The 22,962-nt window shown below is 58.2% G+C and carries 24 protein-coding genes; 13 read left to right on the top strand and 11 right to left on the bottom strand.

The features are described 5' to 3' along the window. Genes RVY89_RS21110 through acpT form a run of 9 tightly spaced genes read left to right on the top strand, consistent with a single transcriptional unit; the run spans nt 1 to nt 8,108 of the window. Nucleotides 1–423, top strand: coding sequence for an acyl-CoA thioesterase (locus tag RVY89_RS21110; protein ID WP_484826374.1), 423 nt, complete (start codon nt 1–3; stop codon nt 421–423). Further along, the gene (locus RVY89_RS21105) at nt 420–1,025 is read left to right on the top strand and encodes a LolA family protein (RefSeq protein WP_008503088.1); all 606 of its coding nucleotides are present in this window, start codon (nt 420–422) and stop codon (nt 1,023–1,025) included. The genes RVY89_RS21110 and RVY89_RS21105 overlap by 4 nt, the downstream gene beginning before the upstream one ends. Continuing rightward, nucleotides 994–3,318 carry an MMPL family transporter gene (locus RVY89_RS21100; protein WP_484826373.1) on the top strand — a complete coding sequence of 775 codons (2,325 nt, stop codon included), beginning with the start codon at nt 994–996 and terminating at the stop codon, nt 3,316–3,318. The genes RVY89_RS21105 and RVY89_RS21100 overlap by 32 nt, the downstream gene beginning before the upstream one ends. After that, the gene (locus RVY89_RS21095) at nt 3,315–3,893 is read left to right on the top strand and encodes a DUF3261 domain-containing protein (RefSeq protein WP_484826372.1); all 579 of its coding nucleotides are present in this window, start codon (nt 3,315–3,317) and stop codon (nt 3,891–3,893) included. Before RVY89_RS21100 ends, RVY89_RS21095 begins: the two co-directional genes overlap by 4 nt. A gap of 1 nt (nt 3,894) precedes the next feature. Beyond that, nucleotides 3,895–5,064 (top strand): beta-ketoacyl-[acyl-carrier-protein] synthase family protein, encoded by a 1,170-nt coding sequence (locus RVY89_RS21090; protein WP_484826371.1) that lies wholly within the window; start codon nt 3,895–3,897, stop codon nt 5,062–5,064. Further along, a complete protein-coding gene (locus RVY89_RS21085; RefSeq protein ID WP_484826370.1) occupies nt 5,061–5,534 on the top strand; it encodes a hotdog family protein in 474 nt (157 codons plus the stop codon). The genes RVY89_RS21090 and RVY89_RS21085 overlap by 4 nt, the downstream gene beginning before the upstream one ends. Then, complete coding sequence (locus RVY89_RS21080) at nt 5,531–6,262, top strand: 3-ketoacyl-ACP reductase FabG2 (protein WP_111963734.1); 732 nt, start codon at nt 5,531–5,533, stop codon at nt 6,260–6,262. The genes RVY89_RS21085 and RVY89_RS21080 overlap by 4 nt, the downstream gene beginning before the upstream one ends. Further along, nucleotides 6,259–7,488, top strand: a complete 1,230-nt coding sequence (locus tag RVY89_RS21075) for a beta-ketoacyl-ACP synthase (protein WP_371898988.1) — start codon at nt 6,259–6,261, stop codon at nt 7,486–7,488. Before RVY89_RS21080 ends, RVY89_RS21075 begins: the two co-directional genes overlap by 4 nt. Before the next feature lie 2 nt (nt 7,489–7,490). Further along, nucleotides 7,491–8,108 carry a 4'-phosphopantetheinyl transferase AcpT gene (acpT, locus tag RVY89_RS21070; RefSeq protein ID WP_484826369.1) on the top strand — a complete coding sequence of 206 codons (618 nt, stop codon included), beginning with the start codon at nt 7,491–7,493 and terminating at the stop codon, nt 8,106–8,108. Here the strand turns inward: acpT and arnF are convergent. From arnF to RVY89_RS21030, 8 genes are all read right to left on the bottom strand, one after another. After that, on the bottom strand, nt 8,056–8,445 hold the full coding sequence (gene arnF / locus RVY89_RS21065) for a 4-amino-4-deoxy-L-arabinose-phosphoundecaprenol flippase subunit ArnF (RefSeq protein ID WP_484826368.1): 390 nt from the start codon (nt 8,443–8,445) through the stop codon (nt 8,056–8,058). The genes acpT and arnF overlap by 53 nt on opposite strands. Then, nucleotides 8,442–8,777 carry a 4-amino-4-deoxy-L-arabinose-phosphoundecaprenol flippase subunit ArnE gene (arnE, locus tag RVY89_RS21060; RefSeq protein WP_371899048.1) on the bottom strand — a complete coding sequence of 112 codons (336 nt, stop codon included), beginning with the start codon at nt 8,775–8,777 and terminating at the stop codon, nt 8,442–8,444. Before arnE ends, arnF begins: the two co-directional genes overlap by 4 nt. Beyond that, nucleotides 8,777–10,432: a lipid IV(A) 4-amino-4-deoxy-L-arabinosyltransferase gene (gene arnT / locus RVY89_RS21055; RefSeq protein WP_484826367.1), complete on the bottom strand. Its 1,656-nt coding sequence runs from the start codon at nt 10,430–10,432 to the stop codon at nt 8,777–8,779. The genes arnE and arnT overlap by 1 nt, the downstream gene beginning before the upstream one ends. Further along, nucleotides 10,429–11,331 carry a 4-deoxy-4-formamido-L-arabinose-phosphoundecaprenol deformylase gene (gene arnD / locus RVY89_RS21050; protein WP_484826366.1) on the bottom strand — a complete coding sequence of 301 codons (903 nt, stop codon included), beginning with the start codon at nt 11,329–11,331 and terminating at the stop codon, nt 10,429–10,431. Before arnD ends, arnT begins: the two co-directional genes overlap by 4 nt. After that, nucleotides 11,328–13,310 carry a bifunctional UDP-4-amino-4-deoxy-L-arabinose formyltransferase/UDP-glucuronic acid oxidase ArnA gene (gene arnA, locus RVY89_RS21045; RefSeq protein WP_484826365.1) on the bottom strand — a complete coding sequence of 661 codons (1,983 nt, stop codon included), beginning with the start codon at nt 13,308–13,310 and terminating at the stop codon, nt 11,328–11,330. The genes arnD and arnA overlap by 4 nt, the downstream gene beginning before the upstream one ends. After that, nucleotides 13,307–14,290 (bottom strand): undecaprenyl-phosphate 4-deoxy-4-formamido-L-arabinose transferase, encoded by a 984-nt coding sequence (gene arnC / locus RVY89_RS21040; protein WP_484827974.1) that lies wholly within the window; start codon nt 14,288–14,290, stop codon nt 13,307–13,309. Before arnC ends, arnA begins: the two co-directional genes overlap by 4 nt. A 1-nt stretch (nt 14,291) precedes the next feature. Beyond that, nucleotides 14,292–15,431, bottom strand: a complete 1,140-nt coding sequence (gene arnB / locus RVY89_RS21035; RefSeq protein WP_048027756.1) for a UDP-4-amino-4-deoxy-L-arabinose aminotransferase — start codon at nt 15,429–15,431, stop codon at nt 14,292–14,294. A gap of 453 nt (nt 15,432–15,884) precedes the next feature. After that, nucleotides 15,885–16,391, bottom strand: a complete 507-nt coding sequence (locus RVY89_RS21030; RefSeq protein WP_484826364.1) for a phenolic acid decarboxylase — start codon at nt 16,389–16,391, stop codon at nt 15,885–15,887. A 99-nt stretch (nt 16,392–16,490) separates the two neighbouring features. Here RVY89_RS21030 and RVY89_RS21025 point away from each other — a divergent pair, with 99 nt between their 5' ends. Together RVY89_RS21025 and RVY89_RS21020 are read left to right on the top strand one after the other, a co-directional pair. Next, a complete protein-coding gene (locus RVY89_RS21025) occupies nt 16,491–17,372 on the top strand; it encodes a LysR family transcriptional regulator (RefSeq protein WP_484826363.1) in 882 nt (293 codons plus the stop codon). 32 nt (nt 17,373–17,404) lie between these two features. Continuing rightward, entirely contained in the window at nt 17,405–18,199 is a 795-nt protein-coding gene (locus RVY89_RS21020) for an SDR family NAD(P)-dependent oxidoreductase (protein WP_484827973.1), read from the top strand. 5 nt (nt 18,200–18,204) lie between these two features. On the opposite strand, the gene RVY89_RS21015 is transcribed toward RVY89_RS21020, so the two are convergent. Beyond that, on the bottom strand, nt 18,205–18,732 hold the full coding sequence (locus RVY89_RS21015; RefSeq protein WP_484827972.1) for an NlpC/P60 family protein: 528 nt from the start codon (nt 18,730–18,732) through the stop codon (nt 18,205–18,207). A 239-nt stretch (nt 18,733–18,971) separates the two neighbouring features. Between RVY89_RS21015 and RVY89_RS21010 the strand changes: the two genes are divergently transcribed. After that, entirely contained in the window at nt 18,972–19,634 is a 663-nt protein-coding gene (locus tag RVY89_RS21010; RefSeq protein ID WP_014885577.1) for an HAD family hydrolase, read from the top strand. Nucleotides 19,635–19,693: 59 nt separating this feature from the next. Here RVY89_RS21010 and RVY89_RS21005 read toward each other — a convergent pair whose 3' ends face one another. Next, the gene (locus RVY89_RS21005; protein ID WP_008503109.1) at nt 19,694–20,719 is read right to left on the bottom strand and encodes a TerC/Alx family metal homeostasis membrane protein; all 1,026 of its coding nucleotides are present in this window, start codon (nt 20,717–20,719) and stop codon (nt 19,694–19,696) included. A gap of 168 nt (nt 20,720–20,887) precedes the next feature. After that, entirely contained in the window at nt 20,888–21,286 is a 399-nt protein-coding gene (locus RVY89_RS21000) for a potassium channel family protein (protein ID WP_023309546.1), read from the bottom strand. Nucleotides 21,287–21,600: 314 nt separating this feature from the next. Between RVY89_RS21000 and RVY89_RS20995 the strand changes: the two genes are divergently transcribed. Beyond that, on the top strand, nt 21,601–22,935 hold the full coding sequence (locus RVY89_RS20995; RefSeq protein WP_484826362.1) for an MFS transporter: 1,335 nt from the start codon (nt 21,601–21,603) through the stop codon (nt 22,933–22,935). Nucleotides 22,936–22,962: the final 27 nt, after the last annotated feature.

The raw sequence follows: 22,962 nt of genomic DNA, 5'->3' as shown, positions 1-22,962 counted from the left end.
GTGCTGACCGATCCCCGCTTTACGACTGAAGTCGAGATCACCGTTCCGTTCCACGACGTCGATATGATGGGCGTGGTCTGGCACGGTAACTATTTCCGCTACTTTGAGATCGCCCGCGAGGCGCTGCTCAATCAGTTTGACTATGGCTATCGCCAGATGAAGGCCTCCGGCTACGTCTGGCCCGTCGTCGATACCCGGGTGAAATACCGCGATGCGGTGACCTTTGAGCAGCGTATTCGCGTCCGCGCGCACGTTGAAGAGTATGAAAACCGCCTGCGCATTGCCTATCAGATTTTCGATGCGCGGACCGGCAAACGCACAACCACCGGTTACACCATCCAGGTGGCAGTGGAAGAAGCGACCCGGGAAATGTGCTTTGTGAGCCCGGCAATACTGTTTGAACGAATGGGAGTAACGCCATGAAATGGTTGCCTTTGCTGGCGCTGATCGTCAGCCCGCTGGTCAGCGCCGTGACCCTGGATGAGCTACAGCAGCGCTTCACCGAGCAGCCTGTCGTGCGCGCGCACTTCGAACAGGTTCGCACGATAAAAGATATGCCGCAGCCGCTGCGCTCGCAGGGTGAGATGCTGATCGCCCGCGACAGCGGCCTGCTGTGGGATCAAAAAGCGCCGTTTCCGATGACGCTCCTGCTCGATGACAAACGGATGGTTCAGGCGATCAACGGCCAGCCGCCCCAGACCATTACTGCCGACAATAATCCGCAGATGTTCCAGTTCAACCATCTTCTGCGCGCCCTGTTCCAGGCCGACCGCAAGGTGCTGGAAGAGAACTTCCGCATAGATTTTAAAGACCTGGGAGCGGGCCGCTGGTCGCTGGTGCTTACGCCCAAAACGACGCCGCTGGACAAGATTTTCGCCACCCTCGATCTGGGCGGGGCGACCTATCTGGAGACGATTCGTCTCAACGACAAGCAGGGTGACCGTACCGATATTGCCCTTTCACGCCACCAACTGACGCCCGCCAGCCTGACCGATGACGAACGCCAACGCTTTGCCGCACCGTAAATCCCTGCGGCCGGCGCTGCTGTGGGCCACGTTATGCCTGATTCTGCTGGGCGTGCTGCTGTCGCTGCTGCCCGGCGCGCGTCTGAACAGCAGCGTGCTGGCCATGCTGCCGAAACAGACGCTGGGGGCGATCCCGCCGGCGCTCAACGACGGATTTATGCAGCGTCTAGACCGCCAGCTGGTCTGGCTGGTCAGCCCCGGCAAAGAGCCCGACCCGCGCGTGGCGCAGCAGTGGCTGGCGATGCTGCAAAACAGCGACGCGCTCAGCGAGGTCAAAGGCCCGATGGACGCCGCCGGGCAAAAGGCCTGGGGTGAGTTCTTCTGGCAGCACCGAAATGGCCTGATCGATCCCGCCACCCGCGCACGCCTGCAAAACGGCGGTGAAGCGCAGGCGCAGTGGATTTTATCTCAGCTCTACTCGGCCTTTTCCGGCGTAAGCGGCAAAGAGCTGCAAAACGATCCTCTGATGCTGATGCGCGGCTCGCAGCTCGCCCTGGCGCAAAACGGCCAGAAGCTGCGGCTGATGGACGGCTGGCTGGTCACAAAAGATGAGGCGGGAAACTACTGGTATCTGCTCCACGGCGAGCTGGCGGGCTCATCATTTGATATGCAGCAGACCCACCGGCTCGTAACAACGCTTAACGCACTGCAAACGTCGTTGAAAGCACGTTTCCCTCAGGCACAGCTGCTTTCACGCGGGACCGTATTCTATAGCGATTACGCCAGCCAGCAGGCCAAACGCGATGTTTCGACGTTGGGTATAGCCACCCTGCTTGGCGTATTCCTGCTCATCGTGGCGGTGTTCCGCTCTCTGCGCCCGCTGCTGCTGAGCGTGCTCTCGATTGCCATCGGCGCGCTGGCGGGCACGGTGGTGACGCTGCTGCTCTTTGGCGAACTGCACCTGATGACGCTGGTGATGAGCATGAGCGTTATCGGTATTTCAGCCGACTATACGCTCTACTACCTGACCGAACGGATGGTACACGGCGCGGAGCACTCCCCCTGGCAAAGCCTGGCGAAAGTGCGCAATGCGCTGCTCCTGGCGCTGCTGACGACCGTCGCCGCCTATCTGATTATGATGCTGGCTCCCTTCCCCGGGATCCGCCAGATGGCGGTCTTCGCCGCCGTGGGGCTGAGCGCCTCCTGCCTGACGGTGATTTTCTGGCATCCGTGGCTGTGCCGGGGTTTACCGGTGCGCCCGGTTCCGCTGATGGTCCTGATGCTGCGCTGGCTGGCCGCCTGGCGACGCAATAAAAAATTGTCCGTTGGTCTCCCCGTCGCGCTGGCGCTGCTCTCCGCCGTGGGGATGAGCACCCTGAGGGTGGACGACGACATCGCCCAGCTTCAGGCGCTGCCGAAGGATATTCTGGCGCAGGAGAAGGCCATTACCGCCCTGACCGGACAGAGCGTCGATCAGAAATGGTTTGTGGTTCATGGCGCCTCGCCCCAGCAAACGCTGGAGCGGCTGGAAGCCTTTACCCCGGCGCTAGCGGAGGCGCAAAAAGCGGGAGAGATCGCCCGCTGGCGTACCCTGCCGCTGAACTCGCTGGCCCGCCAGAAAAGCGATCTTACGCTGCTGCGCGACGCTGCCCCTGCGGTAACGAACGTGCTGAAAAGCGCCGGGCTCAACGCCGTAACCCCGAATCTCGACGCCATGCCGGTCAGCGTGGACGCGTGGCTTGAAAGCCCGGCCAGCGAAGGCTGGCGTCTGCTCTGGCTGACCCTCCCCGATGGGGAAAGCGGCGTGCTCGTACCGGTTGACGGCGCGAAAAACAGCGCGTACCTCGGTGAACTGGCCGCGCGCCATGACGGCGTCGTCTGGGTCGATCGCAAAGCCAGCTTTGACAGCCTGTTTGCCCTCTACCGCACGCTGCTGACGGGACTACTGTTTGCCGCGCTGGCAGTGATTGCCTGCGGGGCGATGCTGCGCCTCGGCTGGCGTAAAGGGCTGATAAGCCTGGTACCGTCCGTGCTGTCGCTGAGCTGCGGGCTGGCGGTCCTGGCCGCAACGGGCCACCCGGTGAATCTGTTCTCACTGCTGGCGCTGGTACTGGTGCTCGGCATTGGCATTAACTACACGCTGTTTTTCAGCAACCCGCGCGGTACGCCGCTGACTTCAATGCTGGCGATTACGCTGGCCATGATGACCACGCTGCTGACGCTGGGCATGCTCGTCTTCAGCGCCACCCAGGCCATCAGCAGCTTTGGTATCGTGCTGGTGAGCGGTATTTTTACCGCCTTCCTGCTGGCTCCGCTGGCGATGCCAGATAAGAAAGAGAGAAAACGTAAATGAACGCTTTTTACCGCGCGCTCGCGCTGGCCGCGACGCTGCTGCTGGCAGGCTGCAGCCATTCGACCGATACCAAAGAGATGCGGCCTCAGGCCTGGCTCCAGCCGGGCACCAAAGTGACGCTGCCGCCGCCCGGCATCAGCCCGTCGGTAAGCTCCCAGCAGCTGCTGACCGGCAGCTTTAATGGACAAACGCAGTCCCTGCTGGTGATGCTCAACGCGGATGCGCATAAGGTTACGCTGGCTGGACTCTCTTCCGTGGGCATTCGTCTGTTCCTCGCGACGTACGATGAGACCGGTATTCATACCGAGCAGTCGATTGTCGTGCCGCAGCTGCCGCCCGCCAGCCAGGTGCTGGCTGACGTGATGCTCAGCCACTGGCCAATTAGCGCCTGGCAGCCGCAGTTGCCGAAGGGCTGGACGTTAACGGACAATGGCGATCGACGCGAGCTGCGTAACGCCAGCGGCAAGCTGGTGACGGAGATTGTCTACCTGCAGCGCAAGGGCAAGCGCGAGCCGATCGGCATCGAGCAGCACGTATTCAAATACCACATCACCATTCAATATCTGGGTGACTGAGATGATTTATATTTCCGCTGTTGGCATGGTCAACGCGCTGGGCAACTCGCCTGACGAGATAGCCGCGAACATGACGGCAGGCGTGGCGCCGGGTATGCACGCCCGGACCGGCTGGTTGCAGGACTCACCCGAAGCCGTTCTGGGCGGCGTGGAAGGCGAACTGCCGCCCATTCCGGACACCTTCTCCGCGCACCGCACCCGCAATAACCAGCTGCTGCTGGCCGCGCTGGCGCAGATTCAGCCCGCCGTCGACGAGGCCATCGCCCGCGTCGGTCGCGATCGCGTGGCCGTGGTGCTGGGAACCAGCACCTCCGGGCTGGATGAAGGCGATGAGCACGTACAGCGCATGACCCATGGCGAAGCGAGCACGCGCTGGCAGTATCCGCAGCAGGAGCTTGGCGATCCGTCCCGCTTCCTCGCCAACTGGCTTCAGCTCGAAGGCCCGGCCTATACGATCTCCACGGCCTGCTCTTCCAGCGCGCGGGCGATGATCGGTGGCAAACGTCTGATTGAAGCCGGGCTGGTGGATATCGCTATTGTCGGCGGGGCCGATACCCTGAGCCGAATGCCCGTCAACGGCTTTAACAGCCTTGAATCCTTCTCCCCTACGCTCTGCGAGCCGTTTGGTCGCGACCGTCGGGGGATCACCATCGGTGAAGCCGCCGCGCTGATGGTATTGAGCCGGGAGCCCGCCGACGTGGCGCTGCTCGGAATGGGCGAATCCAGCGATGCGTACCATATTTCCGCCCCGCATCCTCAGGGTGAAGGGGCGATAAGGGCTATCAAACAGGCGCTTAACGAAGCGGGTATGCAGCCGGAGGATATCGGCTACATCAACCTGCACGGCACGGCCACGCCGCTTAACGATCAGATTGAATCGCAGGTGGTACACGATCTCTTCGGGGAAAGCGTGCCGTGCAGCTCAACCAAACACCTTACCGGCCATACGCTGGGCGCTGCCGGTATTACCGAAGCGGCCCTGAGCTGGCTGATTCTGACGCGCGATCTGCCCTTACCGCCGCAGGACTTCGCCCGCTACGCGCCCGACGACACGCTGGCGCCGTGCGGCCTGCTGCGCCAGCGCACCGCCCTGAAAAAGCCGGTCATTCTGTCTAACTCGTTCGCGTTTGGCGGCAACAACGCCAGCATTCTGCTGGGGAGAGCCTCATGAGCTACTTATCACCCGAAGCCTATTTGCCGCACGAGGCGCCGATGATGCTGCTGGGGTCCGTTGAGAAAGTTACGGACGATACGGCGGTCTGCCGCGTGGCGGTAAACGGGAAAAGCGTGCTGGCGCCGTTTCTCAATGCCGATGGCGACCTGCCGGGCTGGTACGCGCTCGAGCTTATGGCGCAGACCGTTGGCGTCTGGTCAGGCTGGCATCGTCAGCAGCAAGGCCAGGAACATATCGCGCTGGGCATGGTGCTCGGCGCGCGCGAGCTGGTCTGCGCCAGCGGGCATTTCGCCGCAGGCCTGACGCTGGACATTACCGTTAAGCTGCTGATGCAGGACGAACGCTTCGGCAGTTTTGAATGCGCGATTTCCGCTAATGAAGAGACGCTGGCCACGGGCCGGGTCAACACCTTCCAGCCGAGCGCAGAAGAATTAACATCGCTTTTTAATCAGGGATCTAACGCATGAGTCGTTCCGTACTGGTCACCGGGGCCAGCAAAGGCATAGGGCGCGCCATCGCCCGCCAGCTTGCCGCCGACGGGTTTACCGTAGGCGTGCATTACCATCGTGATGCCGCAGGCGCGCAGGAGACGCTGGACGCCATCACGCAGGCGGGTGGCAACGGTCGTTTACTCGCCTTTGATGTGGGCAACCGCGAACAGTGCCGCGAGGTGCTGGAGCAGGAGATTGAAACCCATGGCGCATGGTATGGCGTGGTCAGCAACGCCGGAATTACCCGCGACGGCGCCTTTCCGGCGCTGAGTGAAGACGACTGGGACAGCGTGATCCACACCAATCTCGACAGTTTTTATAACGTCATTCACCCCTGCATTATGCCGATGATTGGCACCCGTAAAGGGGGACGTATTATCACCTTATCGTCCGTATCCGGCGTGATGGGCAACCGCGGGCAGGTGAACTACAGCGCGGCCAAAGCGGGCATTATCGGCGCCACCAAAGCGCTGGCGATCGAGCTGGCAAAACGCAAGATCACCGTGAACTGCATTGCCCCGGGGCTGATTGATACCGGCATGATTGAGATGGAAGAAGCCGCGCTGAAGGAAGCGATGTCCATCATCCCAATGAAACGTATGGGCCAGGCTGAGGAAGTCGCCGGGCTGGCAAGCTATCTGATGTCGGATATCGCGGGCTACGTTACCCGCCAGGTCATTTCCATTAACGGAGGAATGCTATGACGCGTCGCGTAGTGATTACGGGCATGGGCGGCGTGACCGCCTTTGGCGAAAGCTGGCAATCCGTTTCCAGCAGGCTGCTGGCGTATGAAAACGCGGTGCGTAAAATGCCGGAATGGCAGGTGTATGATGGCCTGCATACCCTCCTGGGCGCGCCGATCGATGATTTCACGCTGCCGGAACACTATACCCGCAAGCGTATTCGCGCCATGGGCCGGGTGTCGTTGATGTCGACCCGCGCTACCGAGCTGGCGCTGGAGCAGGCGGGACTGATTGGCGAAGCGGTGCTCACCAACGGTCAAACCGGTATCGCCTACGGTTCTTCGACAGGCAGCACCGGCCCGGTCAGCGAATTTGCGACCATGCTCACCGAAAAGCACACCAATAACATCACAGGAACAACCTACGTCCAGATGATGCCGCACACGACCGCGGTGAATACCGGCCTGTTCTTTGGGTTACGTGGCCGCGTGATCCCGACGTCGAGCGCGTGTACCTCCGGCAGCCAGGCGATTGGCTACGCCTGGGAGGCGATTCGCCACGGGTATCAGACCGTGATGGTCGCAGGGGGCGCGGAGGAGCTTTGTCCGTCTGAAGCGGCGGTGTTTGACACGCTGTTTGCCACCAGCCAGCGTAACGACGAACCTAAAACCACCCCTTCACCGTTCGATACGCAGCGCGATGGTCTGGTCATTGGGGAAGGCGCTGGCACCCTGATTCTGGAAGAGCTGGAGCACGCCAAAGCGCGCGGGGCGACAATCTACGGCGAAATCGTAGGCTTTGCCACTAACTGTGACGCGGCCCATATCACCCAGCCTCAGCGTGAAACCATGCAGATTTGCATGGAGCAGTCGCTGGCCATGGCGGGATTGAGCGCCCGAGATATGGGTTATATCTCCGCGCACGGTACCGCCACCGATCGCGGTGATATCGCCGAAAGCCTGGCCACCGCCGCTATCTACGGTGACAACGTGCCGGTTTCATCGTTGAAGAGCTATTTTGGCCATACGTTGGGGGCCTGCGGCGCGCTGGAAGCATGGATGAGTTTGCAGATGATGCGTGAAGGCTGGTTTGCCCCGACGCTCAATTTAACGCAGCCGGATGAGCAATGCGGTGCTTTAGATTATATTATGGGAGAAGCCCGTCAGATTGACTGCGAGTATCTGCAGAGCAATAACTTCGCGTTTGGCGGCATCAATACCTCGATAATCATTAAACGCTGGGCGTAACTATGTACCAGTTTGTACTGGGGAAAATATCCACTCTTTGCGCGGACCCGCTGGCGTCAACGCTCGCAGACGGGGCACCTCAGGGTGCCCGACAAGCCTCCTGGCTGGCCGGGAGGACGCTGCTCGCCAGAACGCTATCCCCTCGCCCACTCCCCGACATCATTTACGGCGAACAGGGCAAACCGGCCTTTGCGAAGGGGGATCCGCTATGGTTCAACCTGAGCCACAGCGGTGACGATATTGCCCTGCTGATGAGCGATGAAGGCGAGGTCGGCTGTGATATCGAAGTGATTCGCCCGAGGAAGAACTGGCAGGCGCTGGCTAATGCGGTATTCAGCATGACCGAGCATGATGAGCTGGAGCGTGAAGCGCCGGAGGAACGGCTTTCCGCGTTCTGGCGTATCTGGACGCGGAAAGAAGCGATTGTGAAACAGCGTGGCGGCAGCGCCTGGCAGATTGTCAGCATCGACAGCACTGCGCAGACGCACGCGGTCAGTCAGCTACAGGTCGGCTCGCTGAGCCTTGCCGTCTGCACATCGACTCCTTATATCCTGACCCACGAGTCGATTATTCACGTCGGGACGCTCGGGGCAGAAAAATCACTAACACACCCAGAATAATAAACCCGACGCCCACCAGTCCGTGCCAGGAGAAGCGTTCCCCCCAGCCGGGCAGCAGGATCGCCGCGCCCCAAACCAGAATATAGCTGAGGCTCAGCAGGGCATACGCTTTGCTGAGCGCCATGCGATGCAGCGCCAGATACCAGCAGCCCATCGAGGCCACATACCCCGTCAACCCCAGCAGCAGCGCACCGGTGCCGGACGAGAAGTGCCATAGCGCGGAAACAAACACCAGGGTCTCACTGACCGGTGGCAATCCCTGCATGGCCTCGCGCAGCAACAGCTGCGCCGCGCTGACTAACAGCACGCTGCATAAGGCCCAGAACGCTCCTTTCACAGGCTCCCTCCCAGCACAATAATCCCAATGATGATGAACCCCACCCCGAGCCAGTGATGCGGCGCGACGTTTTCACGCCAGAATGCCTTCGCCGCCAGCGTCACCCAGACAAAATTGAGGCTCAGCATTGGGTACGCGATACCGACAGGCAGGCGTTGCAGCACCACCAGCCAGACCAGCATCCCGCTGCCCAGCGCCAGCAGTGCCAGACCCAGCCACAGCGCGATATGCACCCCACGCCGCCCGGCTTTAGCCGGACGGGTGGCTTGTTTCTGGCACAGCTGTCCTGCACAGCTGAGCAGGCTTGCCAGTATCAGCCAGATCCAGGTCATCACTTCGGCAGATACTGCAGGTAGGCCAGACGACCCTGGATATACAGGCTGTCCGGTTCTGGCAGATTTGCGCGCGAAATATCGTCGTGTTTTGACAGCAGCATCACCAGCGATACACGTCCCTGCTGACGGTGCTCCGCCAGCCACTGCGCGAAGTCATCTTTATCGACATAACGATCTTTCGCATCAGGATAATCCAGCCCGTAACGCAGTTCGCCGCTCTGATCGAACATCGTGATGTCATTGCGCTTCAGCTCCCACGCCAGGCCAGCGGCCACGCCCACGTTATTGACCAGTACATAACGGCTGTCCTGAAGCGGCTCGCGCACGGTGTCGACCAGCGACTGCGGCTGTTTGGAATCCACCACCAGGTTAGGAATGGCAAAACCAATCAGCAGCGCCAGCCCTGCAGGGCAGAGTGCCGCCAGCCACCAGCGCTGCTGGCTCTGCCTGAACGTAAACCAGCCTACCGCAGCCCAGATGAGGAACGCCACCACCGCGCAGAACACTTTATACAGTTCGACCGACGTCCAGACCGGATGCTTGGACAGTCCCCACGGCGAGACTACCAGCGCCGCCACCACGCCGATAATGCCAAACGCCAGGTTAATCCCGCCGTTAATGCGTAACGCTCTGGCGCCTTTTTCCGCCGCGAGGCAGGCATAGCGCGCCATCAGGATAGCCAGCGGGGCAAAGCACGGCAGGATATAGGTCGGCAGCTTGCCTTTGGCGATGCTGAAGAACAGCAGCGGCATCACCACCCATCCCAGCAGATAGAACCCGCCACCCGCGTTTTGCCTGTCATTCCAGCCGAGACGAATCGCGCCGGGCAAAAGCGCCAGCCACGGCAGGCTGCCCGCAATCAGGAACGGTATGTAGTACCAGAACGGGGCTTTATGCTGCGCGTCGCTCTGGGCAAAACGCTGAATATGTTCCACCCAGAAGAAGTAACGCCAGAAGTCAGGCTCACGCTGCGCAATGGCCAGCCCCCACGGCAGAACAATCAGCACGCAGCTCAGGATCGCGAGCCAGCCAAAAATCAGCACCTCTTTCCAGCGCTTCTGGGCGATCACCCACGGCAGCACGCCAATCACCGGTACCGCCAGCGCCAGGAAGCCTTTGGTCATCACCCCCATCCCGCAGGCCAGCCCAAGCAGCACATAGCCGCCCGCTTTTCCGGCAACGGTTTGGGCCTGTGACGCCAGCCAGAAGCTGCACATCGCCGCCACCAGCCACAGGGTGATGATAGGATCCAGCACCGCATACGTGCCGATGCCGTACACCAGAAACAGGGTCAGGAAGATCAGGCCGGAGAAAATGGCTGTCCGCTTATCCCGCCAGAGGCGCCAGGCCATCCAGATGACCAGCAGCGCGGCTAAACCGGTGGAGAAGATGGACCCGGCGCGCACCGCGAGGTTCGAGTGCCCGAACAGCATCTGCCCGATGCTGTTAATCCAGTAGCCGGCAATTGGCTTTTCAAAGTAACGCAGCCCCAGAAAATGCGGGACCACCCAGTCTCCGGAGGCCAGCATTTCGCGGCTGATTTCCGCATAGCGCGTTTCATCAGGCTGCCAGAGCAGGCGGACATCGACCGGAATGAGGTAGTAAACGATAAACAGTGCGAGAAGCGCTAAGCCATAACGGGCTGTTTTCATGGGACCGGACTCACGGTTTGTTGATAGCCAAGCCAGCCTTCCCGGCCAGCCAGTTCATTACGCACGACTTTGCCCACGGGCAGGGTGCTGAGGTCGTCCGGCAGCAGCTCGCTCAACGGGCAGAATTCAATGCCCTCCTGAGCGGCCATGGTCAGCAGTTCGTCGAAATCATGCTGATACGCAATCCCTTCCACTTCGGCATGGATGGTATACACCGGCGTACCTGCGTCACGATGAATGCGGTCCAGAATGTAGCGATTGAACTCATCCGCCTTTACCTCGCGTCCGACCACTTCATCCCAGGTGGGAAGCGTGACCGGAATTTGCACCGTACCGTAGCGATTTTCGCCTAACAGAGGCAAAAAGGGTCCGGTTCCGCGGCAATCGCTGTTGTAGCGAAAAGCGAAGGCTTCTTTAGCCTTCACGACGCGCTGATCCGCACGCCATCCCGCCACGGCGGAGCAGCGCACGGGTTGACCGGTAATGGCCTCCAGCTCCAGCATCCCACGCTCGACCTCACGGGACAGGCGCGGGATATCCCAGACGCCCGCCCAGGCTTGCCAGGCATGGTGATCCCAGGCGTGCAGACCCACCTCATGATGCTGCGCCGCCTCACGGATAACCGCTTCATTACCCGCGCCGATGCGTCTGCCTGGCCAGGCGGTGCCTGCCAGCAAAATATCCCAGCCGTAGAGGGATGCTGCGCGCGAGCGCAGCATTTTGTAGAGAAATGCCGGTTTAATCAGACGCCATAAATGGCGTCCCATGTTGTCAGGCCCCACGCTGAAGAAAATGCTGGAGCGCACGCCGTGCTTGCTCAGCAGTTCCAGCAGTTTGGGTACGCCGTCACGCGTTCCCCTGAAGGTATCGACATCAATGCGTAAACCGACTTTTTTCATGAGTCCTGTTCCGACAGCTCCACGGTGCGCAGGAAGAAATCAAGCGTTTCATCAATGGTCTGTTCCATCTTCACCGTCGGCGTCCAGTTCAGGCAGCGCTTCGCATTGCGAATGCTTGGCTTACGGTGCTCAACGTCCTGATACCCTTTACCGTAGTAGCTGCTGCTTTCCACTTCGCGGAAACCGGCAAACGGTGGGAATTTATCGCGCAGCGGATGACGCTCAAAGCTGGCCAGCAGCATCTCGGCCAGCTCGCGAATGCTCGCTTCGTTGTCCGGGTTACCGATGTTGATGATCTCACCGTTGCAGCGGTTATCTTTGTTTTCGATGATGCGGAACAGCGCTTCGATACCGTCGCTGATATCCGTAAAGCAGCGTTTCTGTTTCCCACCTTCGATAAGCTTGATTGGCGAGCCTTCCACCAGGTTCAGTATCAGCTGGGTGATCGCACGGGAGCTGCCGATACGCGCCGCGTTCAGGTTATCCAGACGTGGCCCCATCCAGTTGAACGGACGGAACAGGGTAAAGCGCAGCCCCTCTTTCTCACCGTAGGCCCAAATCACGCGGTCCAGCAGCTGTTTGGAGACGGAGTAAATCCAGCGCTGTTTGTTGATCGGCCCGACCACCAGGTTGGAGGTGTCTTCATCGAAGTTCTTATCGGTACACATGCCGTACACTTCAGAGGTGGACGGGAAGATGATGCGCTTGTCGTATTTCACGCAGTCGCGGATGATCTTCAGGTTCTCTTCGAAGTCCAGCTCGAACACGCGAAGCGGGTTACGGGTGTACTCAATCGGGGTGGCAATGGCGACCAGCGGCAGCACCACGTCGCATTTTTTAATGTGATATTCGATCCACTCGGAATGGATGCTAATGTCCCCTTCCACGAAGTGGAAACGCGGGTTGTCGAGGAAACGGCTGATAGCGTCAGAGCCAATATCCAGGCCGTAGATTTCGTAGTTATCGTCTTTAAGCAGACGTTCGGTCAGGTGGTTACCGATAAAGCCGTTCACGCCGAGGATCAGCACGCGGGTGCGGCGTTTGATGGCAACAACCGGTGCGCTGGTGATCAGCGCCCCGGCCACCAGGCCCAGAGACTGCGCCAGCTGTGTGCCCTGAACGTACAGGCCGTTGTCGGTTTGTCCGGTAACGATCTCCAGCGCCTGCTCGCCACAGCTCACAATCAGCGGAGAGACGGAGACGACGGTGCCTGGTTTTGCCGCCGGGATATCGTCACGCACGCGTGATTTCCAGACGATGAACTTGCTTACGCCCGCAAAGCTGTACGCGCCCGGCCACGGATCGGTCACGGCGCGCACCAGGTTGTGCAGCTGGCGGGCCGGTTTGTTCCAGTCCAGACGACCATCTTCCGGCGCGCGGCGGCCAAAGCTGCTTGCCTTGCTCTCATCCTGCGCGGTCTCGCTGAAGGTGCCGCTGAGGATGGCGGGAAGCGCATCGCGCAGCAGCGTCTGTGCCGTCGCATTCAGCTTTTGATGCAGCTGCAGCGCCGTTTCGTCCGCATCAATAGCGACCTTCTGCTGTGCCACGATAGCGCCCGCATCCGCACGGCGCACCATGCGGTGCAGCGTCACGCCCGTTTCCGTTTCACCGTTCACCAGCACCCAGTTCAGCGGGGCGCGGCCACGGTAGGCAGGCAGCAGAGAGCCGTGAAGATTAAAGGCGCCTTTTGCGGCCAGGCCTAAGATCTCGTCGGAGAGCAGGTTGCGATAGTAGAACGAGAAGATCGCGTCAGGCGCGAGGGCGCGAATGCGATCCACCCACAGCGGGTGGTTAACGTCGTCCGGCGCATAAACCGGGATACCGCGCTCGGCGGCGATACGCGCCACGGAGCCGAAAAAGTTGTTTTCTCCAGCCGTGTCCGGATGGGTAAAGATTGCCGCAATGTCATAGCCCGCTTCCAGCAGGGCCAGCGTGCCCGTGCACCCCATATCGTGATAGGCAAATACAACAGCTTTCATGGGTGAATTTCCTCTTGAGATGCTTTGTGTTCCTGACGGACAACACGTTGAATAAAGTAGCGCGGACGCGCGCGAACATCGTTATAGATACGGCCAATGTATTCACCGAGGAGACCCATCCCGACAAACTGGGCGCCGATGAACATAAACAGCACGGCAAAGAGCATGAAGACCCCTTCCGCCGCCCACTGCGGTCCAAAGACCAGTCGCAGCACCACCAGCAGAACGGACAGCGCAAAACCGGCCACGGCGATGATGCTGCCGAACACGCTCAGCAGACGCAGCGGCGTGGTGGTCAGGCAGGTGATGAGGTCATACATCAGGTTGATGAGACGCATAAAGCTGTACTTCGATTCCCCGTGCTCGCGCTCGGCGTGCAGGACCGGGATTTCCGTTGCCTTACGGGCAAAGGTATTCGCCAGAATCGGAATGAAGGTGCTGCGTTCATGGCAATGCAGCATGGCGTCGACAATATGGCGGCGGTAGGCGCGCAGCATGCAGCCGTAATCGCCCATCGCTTTACCGGTGGTGCGCTGGATCAGGCGGTTAATGGTGCGTGACGCCAGCTTACGGAACATGCTGTCCTGGCGGTTCTGACGTACCGTGCCGACCACGTCATAGCCTTCATCGGCTTTGGCGACCAGGCGCGGGATCTCTTCCGGCGGGTTTTGCAGGTCAGCATCCAGGGTGATGATCAGATCGCCCGTGACGTGGCTAAACCCCGCCATAATCGCCGAGTGCTGGCCGTAGTTGCGGTTGAGCAGCACGGCCACAATGTGGCTGCCTTCAGCCTGCGCGGCTTCGGTCAGCATCAGCGCGGAATTATCGCTACTGCCATCATCCACCAGCAGAATTTCATAGGCCTTGCCCATCGTGTCGCAGGCGGCCGTTGTACGGCGGATCAGTTCGGGCAGGCTCTCCTGCTCGTTATAAACCGGGATTACCACGGATACTTTTTGTACAGGCGGTGCACTGAACATATCAATGTCCTGCAAGCTGATGGAGTGCGGTAATGACGCGGGTTGTGTCGTCATGAGTCATGTCCGGGAAAAGAGGTAGAGAACAAATACGCGCGCTATTCCATTCAGAATTCGGGAGCGATACATCAGGAAAACGCTCGCGGTAGTATTTTTGGGTGTGAGCCGCGCGGAAGTGGAGGCCGGTACCGATGCCTTTCTCTTTCAGCGCCGCCATCAGGTTGTCGCGTGAGATCCCGCAGCGCGCTTCATCAACGCGAATAATAAACAGGTGCCAGGCGTGCACGTGCGGCCATGACGGAATGGTGAGCGGCTGGAACGGCGTATCGGCCAGCTCCCGCAGGTAGCGTTCAGCGATTTCCTGGCGGCGTTTATTGGCCTCTTTCAGTTTACCTAACTGCACCAGCGCCAGCGCGGCGTTGATGTCCGCCAGGTTGTATTTATAGCCCGGCGCGATCACTTCCGCCTGCGGCGCACGGCCGTGCGTCTGGCGGTCATAGGCGTCTACGCCCAGGCCGTGGAATTTCAGGCTGCGGATCCGCTGTGCCAGCTGGGCATTATCCGTGACGACTAAGCCGCCTTCCGCGCAGGTCATATTTTTAATGGCGTGGAAGGAGAAAATTGCCGTTCCTTTCCAGCCTACATGACGGTTCTTGTAGTACGTTCCGGCGGCATGGGCCGCATCTTCAATTACCGGAATACCGTGACGTTCACCGATGGCATGGATAGCGTCGATTTCACACGGCGCGCCGGCATAGTGAACGGGAATAATGGCTTTAGTGCGCGGGGTAATGGCGGCTTCAACGGCTTCTGGCGTCACCATTAACGTGTCTTTATCCACATCAATCATGACCGGCGTGGCGCCCAGCAATACGATCATATTCAGCGTGGACACCCAGGTCTGAGAAGGAGTAATAACTTCATCACCTGGGCCAATATCCAGCGCCATCAGCGTGACGTGCATGCCCGCGGTGGCGGAACAGACGGCAATCGCATGCTGATTCCCGGTAAGTTGACAGAATGCCTCTTCAAGTTCCTGATTCTTAGGCCCCGTGGTGATCCAGCCCGACATCAAAACGTCCTGAAGCGCCGCAATTTCCTCAGCGCCCATCGACGGTCGCGAAAAAGGCAGAAAATCACTCATTATTAATTTCCTTGCTGTATTAAAGGCGTCATCTTTTACTGCGCTGTCGTAATGGGCAGCTCAATGGGATCATGCAAGATGGTTATTAAATAAAGACCAAATAAAATTAAGTCGCTATAACAGTTATGTCAACAAACCATCAACTGAATCAAAAGTAGCGTCGTTTTCTTAGGAAAAAATTAAGACAGGGGGAAAGCAGAAGAGGAACAGCATATAGAAAAGCACAAAAACGTGTTTTACAACAGATACATAGTGATTATAGCAATTTTTTGTGTTTTTTGTGGTGCCACTCACAGCAGTAACTATAATATTTCATTTGTTTTACACTAAAAATTATAGGAAAAGTAAATGAATACTCAACCAAAATAAAAATCCCGAAGGTTGGGGCGGGAATTCCGACCTCCTCCGGGAACTTTTTATTAATTTGAATTGTCGCGGAATCAACTGTCGCGCTTAGTTAAGATTAGCAGGAAAATCATTCGGTAATTCACTGGCCGCGCAGGCAATAACGCTTTCATTATTTGCACCGCAGTCGCGCACAAAGGTGATCGTGGCAAATTCATCAATCACTTCAGTTGGATACGCCGGGCCCGCATCGCGGTAGCGGTTCATCAGTGGAATATGGTCGTTTTGGAAGCAGACGGTTTTTTCCGGGTTGTTCATCACCCAGCGTGGGAAGAAGATGGTGCCGTGGAACAGTTTGTCGCCCAGGTTCACAATCAGACTGACGTCGGTACCGGTTGGCTCGGTCCAGGAAATTTTATAGATGCTTTCCCCTACCCGCACGATGTAAGCCTGCTGATCTTTTACCCAACGGTTTGCCACCAGGCCGCTGTGAATACGGTAATCCAGGGTAGTCTCATTTTTAACGTAAATCTCGTAGTTCCAGCCGTTATCGTAAGTATAAACAAGGTGTTTACCAACGAAGCCGCTTAAGTCGTGTTTGTCGAAAGTGCTCATAAGATGTCTCCTTTGTTTTGATGAGACGATCGTACCCCTTCAAAAAATGAATGAATAACGCTATGTTTTAATCAAATTCATCCAAATTTTAGATAAATTATGCATAAGACGACGCTGGAACAATGGTCCTTACTGGAACGAGTGGTGGAAGCGGGCAGCTTTGCCAAAGCCGCGGAAGAAACCCACCGCAGCCAGTCCTCGGTGAGCTATAACCTGTCGCTGCTGCAGGAGCGGCTCGGCGTGGCGCTCCTGGTCCCCGAGGGGCGACGGGCGGTGTTAACCCCGGCCGGAGAGCTTCTTCTCAATCAGGTTAAACCGCTGCTGAAAGCCTTTTCGTATGTTGAAACGCGAGCAGCGACCCTTCGCAACGGAATGCGCACGCGGTTGGATCTGGTGGTGGACTCCATTTTCCCGCGCCGCCGCCTGTTCGCCATCCTGCGTCAGTTCCAGCAGCAGTATCCGCAGACCCAGGTCCGTCTCACCGAAGTGCTGGAAAATACCCGCGCCGACGCCATTAACGACGAAGCTGATGTGATGATCTTAACCCGCCGCCAGGACATTACCGGGCTCGGCGAATGGCTAATGAATATCGACTTTGTTGCCGTGGCCCACCATCAGCATCCCCTCTTTCACCTCGACGCACCGCTTAACGACGACATGCTACGCCCGTGGCCGCTTATTCAGATTGCGGACAGCCAGCCCGCCGCGCGCGCGGCCGGCGAGTCGTGGACCTTCTCCACCATCGATGCCGCCATTGAGGCCGTCCTCTCTCAGGTCGGCTACGGCTGGCTGCCAGAGGAACGTATCCAGAACCAGCTGGATCAGGGCATCCTGAAACGCCTGCCGTTGAGCCACGGTGCACGCAGGGCAACGCCGCTACACCTGATTGTAAAGCGCTCTCTCGCCCCGCTTGATGAGCAGGTTGAGACGCTGCTGCGCCTTTTTAGCCAGGAGCCGTCATCCTCACCTGCTACGCTTTAAGGTCCGAACGTTAAAACGATAAGGAGCAGATGATGAAAATCGACTTTGCGGGGAAAGTGGCGCTGGTGACCGCCTCAACCGGCGGGATCGGCTTCGCCATTGCCAGGGGTCTGGCAGAAAGCGGTGCGGAAGTGATCGTCAATGGCCGGACTACGGAATCGGTAAATAAAGGCATTCAGCAGCTCCAGCAGGTGGTGCCGGGCGTACAGGTGCGCGCCGCGATTGCCGATCTCAGCACGGCGGAAGGGGTCGAGTCGCTTCTGAAGGTGGCGCATAACGTCGATATTCTGGTCAATAACGCCGGGGTTTACGGCCCGCAGGATTTCTATGCCACCGACGATGAGACCTGGGAGCGTTACTGGCAGACCAACGTGATGTCCGGCGTACGCCTTTCCCGCGCCCTGCTGCCGGGCATGGTGCAGAAAGGCTGGGGACGCGTGGTGTTTATCTCGTCCGAGTCGGCCTGCAATATTCCGGCGGATATGATCCACTACGGCGTGACCAAAACGGCCCAGCTTTCGCTGGCGCGCGGGCTGGCGAAGTTCGTGGCGGGGAGCGGCGTGACGGTAAACAGCGTACTGCCGGGCCCGACGATGTCAGACGGTTTCGCAGAGATGATGAAAGATGAAATCGAAAAAACCGGCAAATCGCTGGAGCAACTGGCTAAAGAGTTTGTGATGGCCAACCGTCCCAGCTCGGTTATCCAGCGCGCGGCCACGGTTGAAGAGGTGGCCAATATGGTGATTTATGTCTGTTCGACCCAGGCCTCCGCCACCTCGGGCGCGGCGCTGCGCGTCGACGGTGGCGTCGTGGATGACATTATCTGATGCCGTCAGGCCGCGCTGCCTGCGATGCGACGGGCGGTAATGTAGTGTGCTTGCCAGTAATCATCCGTCAGGGTTGAAACCGTTACGCCCTGACTGGTTGAGGCATGAATAAACTGGTTTTCGCCAATATAAACACCAACGTGCTTGCGGTTCGGACCCGTCTGGAAGAACACCAGGTCTCCGGGCCTCAGGCGGTATTGTGCCACCTGCACGCCGCGATGGATTTGCTCGTACGTCGTGCGGGGTAAATTCAGGTGTGCCGCATCGCTGAACAGATGCTGCATCAGCGCGGAACAATCCACCCCGCGATGCGTGGTTCCACCCCACTGGTAGTGGGCACCTTTCCATTTCTGGTATTGATCGAGAATGCGCGAGCGCAGCGGGCCTGTTTCCTGATGCACCAGCGCAGATTTCGCCGGTGATACTGCCAGTTCACTGTTCATCGATAACATCGACGCCGGAAGTTGAAAGCTGAACGCTGAAAACGAAGCAAAACTTAACGTGAGGATTGAAATAAGCGATCTAAGAGTCATATTAAGAAAGAAATAGTGAGTGAGTTTTTCCTTACCTGTGGGGCCCAATGGTTCCCCTAAATATCTTGCGATGTGGCGATAATATAGACAGTTCGTTTTTTCACCAATTGTTATCAAGGCCAAAAATGGACTGACTTTGAGATCGCAAGATCGAGAAAAAAATGGTGGTGATGTAAGGACTGTCCCGGTAAAGCAGGTAAACTGATCCACAGAATGTGTATTTCAGCTAAGACGTATTTATGACCAATATGATTGCCGACGAGACGGTGGCGAAATCCAGCGTGCTCTCTGTCTTTGACTTTGACGGGACGTTAACGCACCACGACAGCTTTATTCCTTTCCTGCGTTTTGCCTTCGGTAAACGTTACTTCGCGGGCCGTCTGGTGCGCATGGCGCTGCCCACGCTCCACTGCGTGCGTCGCAAGCTGACGCGCGATGAGCTAAAGGAAGTGCTGATTAAAACGTTCCTGACGGGCGTGGATGAACACTGGTTGCGCCAGCAGGCGGAAGCGTTTTGCGAAAAATACTGGAACAAGCTGATGCGCCCCGAAGGGGTTCTGGCGGTGGCGGCTGAGGTAAATTCCGGTGCGGAGGTGACCATCTGTTCCGCGTCCCCGGCGCTGGTGCTTCAGCCGTGGGCTGATAAGCTCGGCATTAAGCTGATTGGCACGCAGCTGGAAGTGAAAGACGGCAAGCTGACGGGGCGCATCACGGGCAATAACTGCCGCTGCGCCCAGAAGGTGGCAAGGCTGGAAAAAGTGTATGGCGATCTGAACGCCTATCACCTGCGCGCCTGGGGAGACACCCGCGGCGACCACGAGCTGCTGGCGGCGGCGCAGGATCCGCACTGGCGGCACTTCCATCACCCGCGCAAGCGCCGGAATTCACCGATTAAGGGTTAAGTGCGGTCTGGTGCCCTCATCCCGCCCTCTCCCACAGGGAGAGGGAGAAAAACGATGCATCAGGCCTCACGTTTCCCCGGGAACATCACGCTCGCAATAATCCCCAGCGCCAGCACGCCTAATACCACAAACAGGCTGGCCGTCGCGCCAATGCTGTAACCGTGGTGCCAGAAGTGGTCGGTGGCATTTAACCCCAGCTTGAACGCCACGAAGAACAGCAGCAGCACCACGGCTTTTTCGAGGTGTACCAGATACTGCTTCAGCGCTTCCAGCACGAAGTAGAGCGTACGCAGGCCGAGAATAGCGAACATCATGGCGCTGTAGATAATCAGCGGCTCGCGGCTCACGGCAATAATGGCCGGCACGGAGTCAAACGCGAACATCACGTCAGAGAGCTCGACCACGGCCACGCACAGCAGCAGCGGCGTCGCATAGCGCTTCGCCTTCTTCACGCGTCCGACCATTACGTCCTGGTTTTCCGGCTTTTCAAGCTCCGCATCCACCTCTTTCTGCGTCAGAATAAAGGCATTGCTGCTGATTTTCGGCCAGACCGGATAGAAGCGTTTTACCAGGCGATAGGCGAGATGACCCGAGTAATCTTCCACTTCGTCACTCTCTTCATTACGTCTGAGCATCATCACCGCCGTCCAGCCGACGACCAGCGCGAAGATCACCTCGACGTAGGGCCCCAGGCTTAGCAGGCTGGTGCCGATAGCCACAAAGATACCGCGGAAGACAATCGCCCCCAGCACGCCCCAGTAGAGCACGCGGTGACGGTACTTATCCGGCACGCCGAACCAGGCGAAGATCGCCATCATCACGAACAGGTTATCGACGGAGAGCACCTCTTCCAGCGCATAGCCCGTGAGGAACAGGCTCGCCATCTCGGCGCCGTGGTGAACATACAGGAACCCGGCGAAGGCCATCGCCATCATGACCCAAAAAAGGGACCACATCGCCGCGCTTTTCAGCGAGATCGGTTTATCGTGACGGTGCATAAAGAGGTCGATAAACATCGCCCCAACGGCCATTACCACAAAGACAACAACGGTTTCCGTCGGGAAACCGAGATGAGCAGCAGACATACAAAACCCTTTTGGCAGACAAAACACAGAACCATGCAAACTGGCGTAAACCAGGAACTAAACAGGGCGGGCCGTTAAACAGCCTCTTCACCCTCAAAGCCGCAGCCCAATCGGCTACGCAAGGAGGGGGTACTTTACCTTACCATGTGGGGATTGCGCATCTGCCGTTTAGGCACTCATGCCGCGCAAACGCTGCAGCACCGCGACCAGAACGGCCACAGACCAGCCTACCATCAACGCGCCCACCAGCCCTTCCACCCCGCCGATGAGCCGCCAGTGCTGGGGTAACGTGACGTCGCCGTACCCTACCGTCGCGTAGCTCACCAGCGAAAAATAGAAACTGGTGTTCCAGTCATTAAACGCGTCGATGACAAAATAAAACGCAGCAAACAGCCCGGCCTCAAGGAGATGGGCGAAGATCATGGAGATCACGATACCGACATTGCGTAAAACAATGCGTACCGCAGAATCGACTTCTAATTTGATGAATTTCAAAACGCCAAACATCCACAGCGAGTGGATCACCACGGTAAGGGTAAGCAAAATAATAATACTGAGTAGCTGCATGATGCGTGCTCGACCAAAAGGAGTATGGCCCCGCTAACGCGGCGGGACATCTGGTCGAAGCTTAGTTGAGGAGAGAGGAAAAGTTGGTGCAATAATTGCGTTGCGTGATTATTTCTCTGCCAGCCCGTCCTGCTTGCGGCCGGTCAGCAGCCGTAAGCGATATTCGCAGCGCACTATCTGTGAGTCACCTCTTATTTACATCATTTAAACCTTCCATTAACTGGATAAAAAGAACGCGCCGTCGCTATAGTGGTTTTGTTTAATAAAACTAAGTTGTACCTAATAAAACAAAGAACACACCCTGCGAGGATACAATGACAGAACATTTACGTAACGGCGCTACCGCCACCGAGGACATAGAAAGAGAGACGATGCGGAAGGTGATCTGGCGTATTCTCCCGTTTCTGATTGTCAGTTACCTGGTCTCCATTATCGATCGCGGGAATATCGGCATGGCTTCGCTGCAGATGAATGAGGACCTTGGCCTAAGCAAAGCGGCGTTTGGCTTCGCCAGCAGCCTTTACTTCGTGGCCTATTTTTTGTTTGAGGTACCCAGTAACCTGGCCATGCAGAAAGTCGGCGCCCGGCTGTGGATACCACGCATTATGATCAGCTGGGGCATCGTCTCCATGGGCATGGCGCTGGTTCAAAATACCACGTCGCTCTATATCGTCCGTTTTCTCCTCGGGGCAGCGGAAGCAGGCTTCTTCCCGGGCGTCGTGCTGTATCTGACCTGGTGGATCCCGTCCCGCTACCGCGCGCGCATTATTGCGTCCTTTATGGTCGCCATCCCGCTTGCTAACTTCATCGGCTCCCCGCTTTCCGGGCTGATACTGTCGCTGGATGGCTGGCTGGGTCTTCGCGGCTGGCATCTGCTGTTCATTATTGAAGGCTTACCTGCGGTACTGCTGGGTATTGCGGCCTGGTTTATTCTCCGGGATCGCCCTCATCAGGCGAAATGGCTCAGTGATGAACAGAAAAAGTGGCTGGAAACCACGCTTGAGACCGAGCGGAGCCAGCAAAAGAACATCGGACACCAGACGACGTGGCAGCTGCTGAAGCATCGTCAGATCTGGCTGATGGCGCTGATTTACGCGGGCGCATCGTCCGCGGGCACTACCATCAGCGTCTGGTCTCCTCAACTGCTGAAATCCTTCCATCTCGATAATCTTGAGACAGGTCTGTTTAACGCCATCCCTTACGGTCTGGCATCGATTCTGATGATTATCTGGGGACGACACTCCGATCGCACCAACGAACGCCGCTGGCATACCGCGCTGACGCTGTTCATGATTGCCGCCGGCGTGTTCGCTGCCTTTGTAAACGTCTCGCTCTTTGCGACTATCGTGATCCTGAGCATTATCCTGACGGGCGCGTATTCTGCGAAAGGGCCTTTCTGGGCGCTGGCATCCGGCTGGATGAGCAGCTCCTCGGCGGCGGCGGGGCTGGCCGCGATTGGCGCCATCGCGAACCTGATTGGCGGGGTGGTCATGGTAAATGCCTACGGCATAATCAGCGAGCGGACGGGAAGCTACACGCTGGCTATGCTTCCGCTGGCCGTGCTGTGCCTGGCCGGGGGGATCGCGGTGCTTATTATGGGACGGCAGGCCCGCAACGCGGCGCTACATGAAAAACAGGTTACACATTAGTGATGACAGAAGCGGGACAAATGTCCC

The sequence above is a fragment of the Enterobacter sp. 3U4 genome, from assembly GCF_057224565.1.
This window is presented reverse-complemented; position numbering and strand designations above follow the sequence as displayed.

Coding starts and splice junctions, on each gene's coding strand:
- RVY89_RS21105 (WP_008503088.1), top strand. CDS start 420: ATGAAATGGTTGCCTTTGCTGGCGCTGATCGTCAGCCCGCTGGTCAGC.
- RVY89_RS21100 (WP_484826373.1), top strand. CDS start 994: ATGACGAACGCCAACGCTTTGCCGCACCGTAAATCCCTGCGGCCGGCG.
- RVY89_RS21095 (WP_484826372.1), top strand. CDS start 3,315: ATGAACGCTTTTTACCGCGCGCTCGCGCTGGCCGCGACGCTGCTGCTG.
- RVY89_RS21090 (WP_484826371.1), top strand. CDS start 3,895: ATGATTTATATTTCCGCTGTTGGCATGGTCAACGCGCTGGGCAACTCG.
- RVY89_RS21085 (WP_484826370.1), top strand. CDS start 5,061: ATGAGCTACTTATCACCCGAAGCCTATTTGCCGCACGAGGCGCCGATG.
- RVY89_RS21080 (WP_111963734.1), top strand. CDS start 5,531: ATGAGTCGTTCCGTACTGGTCACCGGGGCCAGCAAAGGCATAGGGCGC.
- RVY89_RS21075 (WP_371898988.1), top strand. CDS start 6,259: ATGACGCGTCGCGTAGTGATTACGGGCATGGGCGGCGTGACCGCCTTT.
- acpT (WP_484826369.1), top strand. CDS start 7,491: ATGTACCAGTTTGTACTGGGGAAAATATCCACTCTTTGCGCGGACCCG.
- arnE (WP_371899048.1), bottom strand. CDS start 8,777: ATGACCTGGATCTGGCTGATACTGGCAAGCCTGCTCAGCTGTGCAGGA.
- arnT (WP_484826367.1), bottom strand. CDS start 10,432: ATGAAAACAGCCCGTTATGGCTTAGCGCTTCTCGCACTGTTTATCGTT.
- arnD (WP_484826366.1), bottom strand. CDS start 11,331: ATGAAAAAAGTCGGTTTACGCATTGATGTCGATACCTTCAGGGGAACG.
- arnA (WP_484826365.1), bottom strand. CDS start 13,310: ATGAAAGCTGTTGTATTTGCCTATCACGATATGGGGTGCACGGGCACG.
- arnC (WP_484827974.1), bottom strand. CDS start 14,290: ATGTTCAGTGCACCGCCTGTACAAAAAGTATCCGTGGTAATCCCGGTT.
- arnB (WP_048027756.1), bottom strand. CDS start 15,431: ATGAGTGATTTTCTGCCTTTTTCGCGACCGTCGATGGGCGCTGAGGAA.
- RVY89_RS21030 (WP_484826364.1), bottom strand. CDS start 16,391: ATGAGCACTTTCGACAAACACGACTTAAGCGGCTTCGTTGGTAAACAC.
- RVY89_RS21025 (WP_484826363.1), top strand. CDS start 16,491: ATGCATAAGACGACGCTGGAACAATGGTCCTTACTGGAACGAGTGGTG.
- RVY89_RS21020 (WP_484827973.1), top strand. CDS start 17,405: ATGAAAATCGACTTTGCGGGGAAAGTGGCGCTGGTGACCGCCTCAACC.
- RVY89_RS21015 (WP_484827972.1), bottom strand. CDS start 18,732: ATGACTCTTAGATCGCTTATTTCAATCCTCACGTTAAGTTTTGCTTCG.
- RVY89_RS21010 (WP_014885577.1), top strand. CDS start 18,972: ATGACCAATATGATTGCCGACGAGACGGTGGCGAAATCCAGCGTGCTC.
- RVY89_RS21005 (WP_008503109.1), bottom strand. CDS start 20,719: ATGTCTGCTGCTCATCTCGGTTTCCCGACGGAAACCGTTGTTGTCTTT.
- RVY89_RS21000 (WP_023309546.1), bottom strand. CDS start 21,286: ATGCAGCTACTCAGTATTATTATTTTGCTTACCCTTACCGTGGTGATC.
- RVY89_RS20995 (WP_484826362.1), top strand. CDS start 21,601: ATGACAGAACATTTACGTAACGGCGCTACCGCCACCGAGGACATAGAA.